The organism is Pseudonocardia halophobica (assembly GCF_027922425.1).
In the GTDB taxonomy this organism is placed as follows: Bacteria; Actinomycetota; Actinomycetes; order Mycobacteriales; family Pseudonocardiaceae; genus Pseudonocardia; species Pseudonocardia halophobica.
In genome coordinates, this window is sequence record NZ_BSFQ01000034.1 from 74,564 (window position 1) to 82,325 (window position 7,762).

Sequence of the window (7,762 nt, forward strand, 5' to 3'; positions counted from 1 at the left end):
CCGCCGCACGAAGCGAGGAAGTGCCTTGGAGCTGCTGGAGAACCCGGTCCGGCCGTACGCGTGGGGATCGCGCACGGTCATCGCCGACCTGCTCGGCGAGTCGGTGCCGTCTCCGCATCCGCAGGCGGAGATGTGGCTGGGCGCGCACCCGGGCGACCCGTCGCGGATCGTGCACCCCGACGGGGGCCGCTCGTCGCTGCTCGACGTGCTGACCGGCGACCCGGAGGGGCTCCTCGGGGCCGAGCGCAGCGCCCGGTGGGAGGGGAAGCTCCCGTTCCTGCTCAAGGTCCTCGCCGCGGACGAGCCGCTGAGCCTGCAGGCACACCCGAGCCTCGACCAGGCGCGCGAGGGGTTCGCCCGGGAGAACGCCGCCGGCATCGCGATCGACGCCTCGGACCGCAACTACCGGGACGCCAACCACAAGCCCGAGCTGATCTGCGCGCTCACCGAGTTCCACGCGCTCGTCGGCTTCCGGGACCCGGTCGAGACCCTCGGCCTGCTCCGCGCGCTCGATGTGCCCGAGCTGTCCGCGCACGTCGAGCTGCTGGCCGCCCAGCCCGGTCCGGACGGCCTGCGCGCGCTGTTCACCACCTGGATCACCTTGCCCCAGTCCATGCTCGACGAGCTGGTCCCGGCCCTGCAGAAGGGCGCCGTCGCGCTCGCGGCGGCCGGCGGGGACTGGGCCCGCGAGGCCCGCACCGCCCTGGAGCTCTCCGAGCGCTACCCCGGCGACGCCGGTGTGCTCGCCGCGCTGCTGCTCAACCGGGTGGTCCTGGCGCCGGGCGAGGCGCTCTTCCTGCCCGCCGGCAACCTGCACGCCTACCTGGCGGGTGCCGGCATCGAGCTGATGGCGAACTCGGACAACGTGCTGCGCGGCGGGCTCACGCCCAAGCACGTCGACGTCCCGGAGCTGCTGCGCGTCCTCGACTTCACCTCGGGGCCGCCGCCGGTGCACTCCGGCCAGCCCGAGGGCCCGTGGACCCGGTACGACACCCCGGCCGAGGAGTTCCTGCTGCGCACCTGGTCGTCCGGCGACGGGCTCACCGGCAGCCTCCCGGTGCCGGACGGCGGGGCCCGGATCCTGCTGGCGACCGGCGGGAAGGCGTGCGTCCGGGCCGGGTCGGAGATCCTCGAGCTGCCGAAGGGTGCGGCCCTGTTCCTCGCGGCCGGCGACAGCGGCGTCGAGGTCGAGAGCGCGGCGCCCGGCACCCAGCTCCACCTCGCCAGCGACGGATTGTGAGCGCCCGCGATTGACCGCGGCCCCGCCGGATATCCTTCCGCGGCGTAATCCGGACCGAAGGGGCGAAACGTGTCGGCACACGGCGGTACCAAGGCGATCCTCGCGGCGCTCGGCGCCAACGCCGGCATCGCACTCGCGAAGTTCGTCGGCTACCTCGTCACGGGGTCGTCGTCGATGCTCGCGGAGGCCGTGCACTCGGTCGCCGACACGGCGAACCAGGGCCTGCTGCTGCTCGGCGGTCGCACGGCCCGCCGCGCCGCGACCCCGGAGCACCCGTTCGGCTACGGCCGGGACCGGTACTTCTACTCGTTCGTCGTGGCGCTGCTGCTGTTCACGCTCGGCTCGGTGTTCGCGATCTACGAGGGCATCCACAAGCTGGAGTCGCACGAGCCGCTGACGTCGCCGATCGTCGCGGTGATCATCCTCGTGGTGGCCATCGGGCTGGAGGCCTTCTCCTTCCGCACCGCGATGAAGGAGTCCCGCCCGCTCAAGGGCAACGGCAGCTGGTGGCAGTTCATCCGGCAGGCGAAGGTGCCGGAGCTGCCGGTGGTGCTGCTGGAGGACACCGGCGCGCTCGTCGGCCTGGTGTTCGCGCTCTTCGGTGTCGGGCTCTCGGTCCTCACCGGCGACCCGGTCTGGGACGCCGTCGGCACGCTCTGCATCGGCACCCTGCTCGGGGTCATCGCGATCATCCTGATCGTCGAGATGAAGAGCCTGCTCATCGGCGAGGGCGCCGCGCGGCCGGTGTTGTCGACGATCGTCGGGGAGCTGGAGAAGGGCCCGGAGATCGAGCGCGTCATCCACATCAAGACCCAGTACCTCGGCCCGGAGGAGTTGCTGGTCGCGGCGAAGCTCGCCCTGGCGCCCGGCTCGTCGATCGAGACCGTGGCCCGCGCGATCGACGAGGCGGAGGTGCGGGTGCGCACGGCGGTGCCGGACGCGCGGGTGATCTACCTCGAGCCGGACCTCGACCGCTCGCGCGTGCAGCAGGCCTGAGCCGGGCTCACCCGCCCAGCCGCTCCGCGGTCCAGCGCATCTCCTCGGTCATCAGGGCCAGTGCCCGCTCGGCGACGACGGCCTCGATCGCCGCGCCGAGCAGCGGCACCCGCACCTCCACCTCGCCGTCGATGTGCAGCGCGCTGCCGGCCGGGTCGGCGCCGATCGTCAGGGTGCCCGCGGCGCCGGCCGGCGCACCGGACGCGGACAGGGTGAACTCGCCGTCGGCCCGCTCGTCCGCGATCCGCCAGCGCTCCTCGCGCTCCAGCACCAGCGCCCCGGCGAGGAAGCGGCGGACCGAGGCCGGCAGCGCGCCCGCCGGCACGCCCTGACGCAGCACGACGCGCAGCCGGTCGCCCTCGCGCTCGAAGGCGACGAGCCCGGCGCCGGGCCCGCCCACGGCGGCGAGCCGGTCGGCGTAGAGGTCGCGGTCCAGCAGGCGGGCGACCGCCGCGTCCGGCGGTAGCGGGAAGATCTCGTCGAGACGGAGCGGGGTGGGCACGACGCCACGGTAGGGCCGGGTCAGTATCCGCGCCGGGGCCGGACGTGGTCGAAGATCAGGCTGGTCTGCGTGTTGGCGATCTGCTCCCGCCCGTTGAGCTCGACCACGAAGTCCCGCAGCGCGGCGGAGTCGGCGGTCGCGACGTGCAGCAGGTAGTCGTCCACGCCGGCGAGGAAGAAGCAGTCGCGCACCTCGGGCAGCGAGGTCACGAACTCCTCGAACTCCCGCATCCGGCGGCGCGCCGCGGCCTGCAGCCGCACGGACACCATCGCCTGCAGCGGGCGCCCGGTCGCCGCCGGGTCGACGTCGGCGTGGAAACCCCTGATCACACCGCGTTCGCGCAGCGCCCGGACCCGGGTGAGGCAGGTCGACGGCGCGATCCCGACGCGTTCGGCGAGCGCGTTGTTGGGTATCCGGGCGTCACGTTCGAGCTCCGCGAGGATCGCGCGGTCGACGGGGTCGAGGGGCGGCCGCACATCGTTCGGCCGACCGGGCCTCGGCGCCGACGACGGCGTGGATCCTTCGGGCACGAACGCAGAGTACAGAATCTCCTGCGGTGTTGTTCCTACGGAGACGCTGTTTCTTCGATACTGGGTGCAGGCAGCCGGTCGCTCAGCCGGACACCAGGAGGAGAGGACGGGTCATGCGCATCGCGGTGCCGCGCGAGGTGAAGGACAACGAGTTCCGGGTCGCCCTGACGCCGGCGGGCGTGCACGAGCTGGTGCGGCGCGGCCACGAGGTCGTCGTCGAGCAGGGGGCGGGCGTCGGCTCGTCCATCCCCGACCAGGAGTTCAAGGCCGCCGGCGCGCAGCTGCTCGCCGACGCCGACGCCGTGTGGAACTCCGCCGAGCTGCTGCTGAAGGTCAAGGAGCCGGTCGAGAGCGAGTACCACCGGCTGCGCGGCGACCTGACGCTGTTCACCTACCTGCACCTGGCCGCGTCGCGCGCCTGCACGGACGCGCTGCTCGCGGCGGGCACCACCGCGATCGCCTACGAGACCGTCCGCACCGTCGACGGGAGGCTGCCGCTGCTCGCGCCGATGAGCGAGGTCGCGGGCCGGCTCGCGCCGCAGGTCGGCGCCTACCACCTGATGAGCGCCGCAGGCGGGCGCGGTGTGCTGATGGGCGGCGTGCCCGGCGCGCCGCGGGCGCACGTCGTGGTGCTCGGGGCCGGGGTGTCCGGCTCGCACGCCACGGAGATCGCCGTCGGAATGGGTGCGCGGGTGACCGTGCTGGACCTCGACGTCGACAAGCTGCGCGCGCTCGACGCCCGCTACGGCGGCCGGGTCGAGACCGTGCACTCCACCGCCTACGCCGTGGAGCACGCCGTGCTCGACGCGGACATGGTGATCGGCGCGGTCCTCGTGCCGGGCGCGAAGGCCCCGACACTGGTGTCCAACGACCTCGTCGCGCGGATGAAGCCGGGCGCGGTGCTCGTCGACATCGCCGTGGACCAGGGCGGCTGCTTCGAAGACACCCGGCCGACCACGCACGCCGACCCGACCTTCCGGGTGCACGAGACCGTCTTCTACTGCGTGGCCAACATGCCCGGCGCGGTACCGCACACCTCCACCCACGCCCTGACCAGCGTCACGCTGCCGTACATCACGCGGCTGGCCGACCAGGGCTGGCGCGAGGCGCTGCGCGGCGACCCCGCCCTGGCTCAAGGCCTGTCCACGCACGCCGGCGAGCTGACCAACGCCGAGGTCGCCCGCGCCCACGGCCTCGAGTCCCGCACGGTGGCCGACATCCTGGCCTGATCCCTGCACGAGCGGCACCCCCGTGCGGTAGGTCCGCACGGGTGTGCCGTTCGTGCGGACGCGTTCCGCCAGCGGGTGCCGAACGAGTCACGCGGCCGTAATCTCCCTGGCCATGGCGACCGTGGGTGAGCGTCGGGGGATCTGGCGGACGAAGTCCGTCGAACAGTCCATCCAGGACACGGACGAGCCGGACACCAGGCTCCGCAAGGACCTCACGACCTGGGACCTCATCGTCTTCGGGGTCGCGGTCGTGGTCGGGGCCGGCATCTTCACGCTCGCCGCGAGCACGGCCGGCACGGTCGCGGGGCCGTCGGTCTCGCTGGCCTTCGTCCTCGCCGCGATCGCCTGCGGGCTCGCCGCGCTCTGCTACGCCGAGTTCGCCTCGACCGTCCCGGTCGCCGGCAGCGCCTACACGTTCTCCTACGCCACCTTCGGCGAGCTGGTCGCCTGGATCATCGGCTGGGACCTCGTGCTGGAGTTCGCGGTCGGCTCGGCCGTGGTGTCCAAGGCCTGGTCGAAGTACCTGCACCAGGTGCTGTCGGTGACGGGGCTCGACGTCCCGACCTCGTTCTCCCTGGGCGGCTTCTTCGCCTTCGACTGGGGCGCACTCCTGCTGGTCGCCGTCCTCGCGACGCTGCTGGCCATCGGCACGAAGCTCTCCAGCCGGGTCAGCGCCGTGTTCACGGTCATCAAGGTCGGCATCGTGCTGCTGGTGATCGTCGTCGGCTTCGCCTACGTGAAGGCCGAGAACTACACCCCGTTCATCCCGCCGGCGGCGCCCGGCGGCGAGGGCGACTCGGGGTTCACGCAGTCCCTGCTCTCGCTGTTCGGCGGCGGGGCCAGCAGCACCTACGGCATCTACGGCCTACTCGCGGCGGCCTCCCTGGTGTTCTTCGCGTTCATCGGGTTCGACGTCGTCGCCACGACCGCCGAGGAGACCCGCGACCCGCAGAAGTCCCTGCCCCGGGGCATCTTCGGCTCGCTCGCCATCGTGACCGTGCTGTACGTGGCGGTCGCGCTCGTGCTCACGGGCATGGTCAGCTACACCCAGCTCGACGAGAACTCCACCCTGGCCACGGCGTTCGGCGAGCTCGGCGTGACGTGGGCGGAGGCGATCATCTCGGTCGGCGCGCTCGTCGGCCTCACGACGGTCGTCATGGTGCTGATGCTCGGGCAGATCCGGGTGCTGTTCGCGATGTCCCGGGACGGCCTGCTGCCCAGCGGGCTCGCGCGGACCGGCGGCCACGGCACGCCGGTGCGGGCGACCGTGCTCGTCGGCGCCGTGGTCGCCCTCGTCGCCACCTTCTTCCCGGCCGGCGCGCTGGAGGAGATGGTCAACATCGGCACGCTGTTCGCGTTCGTGCTGGTGTCGGTGGGTGTGATCATCCTGCGCAGGACGCGTCCGGACCTGCACCGCGCCTTCCGGACCCCGCTCGTCCCGCTGGTCCCGATCCTGTCGGTGCTGGCGTGCCTGTGGCTGATGCTGAACCTCAGCGTCGAGACCTGGGTCCGGTTCCTCGGGTGGATGGTGCTCGGCTTCGTGGTCTACTTCGTGTACGGCCGCTCGCACTCGCGCCTCGGCCGGCGTCAGGCCCAGGAGGCAATCCGGCGGTAACAGCGCCTCACACGGCCGTGTTCCGGGGGAAACGTGCCGGACACGGCACCTCGCTTGACTGTGCCGCGTGGCGGAGCAGGAGCTGGACGGGACGCACCACGCCGTCGTCGTGATCGGCGGCGGGCAGGCGGGCCTGTCCATGAGCTGGTTCCTCGCCCGCGAGGGCATCGAGCACGTCGTCCTCGAGCGGGACCGGGTCGCGACCGAGTGGCGGACCCGGCGTTGGGACACGTTCTGCCTGGTCACGCCGAACTGGCAGTGCCGGCTCCCGGGCTTCGCCTACGACGGGCCCGACCCGGACGGCTTCATGGTCCGGGACGAGATCGTGGGCTACCTGGAGAAGTTCGCCGCCTCGTTCGACGCGCCGCTGGTCGAGGGTGTCGGCGCGACCGGTCTGCGGGGGCGCCCGGACGGGTCCTTCGCGATCGCGACGGAGCGCGGCACGCTCACCGCGGACCAGGTCGTCGTCGCGACGGGGCCGTACCAGGTTCCGCGGGTGCCGCGGATGGCCGAGCGCCTCCCGGACACGGTGACCCAGCTGCACTCCTCGGAGTACCGCAACCCCGACCAGCTGCCCGAGGGCGCGGTCCTGGTGGTGGGCACGGGCCAGTCCGGCTGCCAGATCGCCGAGGACCTGCACCTGGCCGGCCGGACCGTCCACCTCGCGACGGGCACGGCGCCACGGGTGGCGCGCTTCTACCGCGGCCGCGACTGCGTCGCCTGGCTGTCGGACATGGGCACCTACACCAGGGGCATCGACCGGTTCGCCGACGTCGAGGCCGTGCGGCACAGGACGAACCACTACGTCACCGGCCGCGACGGCGGGCGGGACATCGACCTGCGACGCTTCGCGCTCGAGGGCATGCGCCTGCACGGCCGGCTGCTCGGGATCGCGCACGGGCGGCTGCGGTTCGCCGGCGACCTGCGGTCCAACCTCGACGGGGCCGACGCCGTCGCCGAGGGGATCAAGGACTCGATCGACGCCTGGATCGAGGCCCGCGGGATCGACGCGCCGGTCGAGGGACGCCGCGCCCCCGTCTGGGAGCCCGGGCCCGAGGCCGAGGACCCGGCGGAGCTCGACCTCGCCGGCATCTCCACCGTGATCTGGTCGACCGGCTTCGGCCGGGACAACCGGTGGATCGAGCTACCGATCTTCGACGGCCGCGGCTACCCGACGCACGAGCGCGGTGTCACCAGCCGGCCCGGCCTGTACTTCCTCGGCCTGCCCTGGCAGTACACCTGGGGCTCCGGCCGCTTCTCCGGCGTCGCCGACGACGCCGAGCACCTGCTCCGCACGATCGTCGAGGTCCGCCGCCGCGGCGCGCCGGCGGACGGCCTGCTCTGGCTCGCCGGCACACCCACCAGCACGTTCCCGGAGGCCGTCCGCAAGGACATGGGGCTCGCCGACGAGGACTGGGTCGCGCCACGCACCGTGGCGTGACCCGCGAGAGGTTCCACCGCTCCACCACCCGATCGACCACTGTCCCGGAAGGACGAGAGCCGACATGGCCGACCTGACCGATCTCGAGAAGCAGAGCCTCGAGGAGATCGCCCACCCGTCGATGCCGGAGGGGTCGTCGATCTACGGCGGCACCAAGGTCTTCCCCGACTACCAGGCCGAGCACGGGGAGACCTACTTCACGCTGGTCC

The 7,762-nt window shown here is 72.7% G+C and carries 7 protein-coding genes; 5 read left to right on the forward strand and 2 right to left on the reverse strand.

The window, feature by feature from the left end; genetic code table 11:
- Positions 1-25: 25 nt before the first annotated feature.
- Together manA and PKE99_RS28930 are read left to right on the forward strand one after the other, a co-directional pair.
- Complete coding sequence (gene manA / locus PKE99_RS28925; protein ID WP_037046474.1) at positions 26-1,240, forward strand: mannose-6-phosphate isomerase, class I; 1,215 nt, start codon at positions 26-28, stop codon at positions 1,238-1,240.
- A gap of 69 nt (positions 1,241-1,309) precedes the next feature.
- A complete protein-coding gene (locus PKE99_RS28930) occupies positions 1,310-2,236 on the forward strand; it encodes a cation diffusion facilitator family transporter (RefSeq protein WP_037046477.1) in 927 nt (308 codons plus the stop codon).
- A gap of 7 nt (positions 2,237-2,243) precedes the next feature.
- On the opposite strand, the gene PKE99_RS28935 is transcribed toward PKE99_RS28930, so the two are convergent.
- Together PKE99_RS28935 and PKE99_RS28940 are read right to left on the reverse strand one after the other, a co-directional pair.
- The gene (locus PKE99_RS28935; protein ID WP_051737523.1) at positions 2,244-2,738 is read right to left on the reverse strand and encodes a DUF2505 domain-containing protein; all 495 of its coding nucleotides are present in this window, start codon (positions 2,736-2,738) and stop codon (positions 2,244-2,246) included.
- Between the two features lie 20 nt (positions 2,739-2,758).
- On the reverse strand, positions 2,759-3,268 hold the full coding sequence (locus PKE99_RS28940) for an Lrp/AsnC family transcriptional regulator (protein ID WP_037046479.1): 510 nt from the start codon (positions 3,266-3,268) through the stop codon (positions 2,759-2,761).
- 113 nt (positions 3,269-3,381) lie between these two features.
- On the opposite strand from PKE99_RS28940, the gene ald reads away from it, so the two are divergent.
- The 3 genes from ald to PKE99_RS28955 all read left to right on the forward strand — a co-directional run bounded on the left by ald (position 3,382) and on the right by PKE99_RS28955 (position 7,553).
- A complete protein-coding gene (gene ald, locus PKE99_RS28945; RefSeq protein WP_037046482.1) occupies positions 3,382-4,497 on the forward strand; it encodes an alanine dehydrogenase in 1,116 nt (371 codons plus the stop codon).
- A 112-nt stretch (positions 4,498-4,609) separates the two neighbouring features.
- Entirely contained in the window at positions 4,610-6,112 is a 1,503-nt protein-coding gene (locus PKE99_RS28950) for an amino acid permease (RefSeq protein WP_037046484.1), read from the forward strand.
- A gap of 67 nt (positions 6,113-6,179) precedes the next feature.
- Complete coding sequence (locus tag PKE99_RS28955) at positions 6,180-7,553, forward strand: MSMEG_0569 family flavin-dependent oxidoreductase (protein ID WP_231498227.1); 1,374 nt, start codon at positions 6,180-6,182, stop codon at positions 7,551-7,553.
- Positions 7,554-7,762 lie beyond the last annotated feature (209 nt).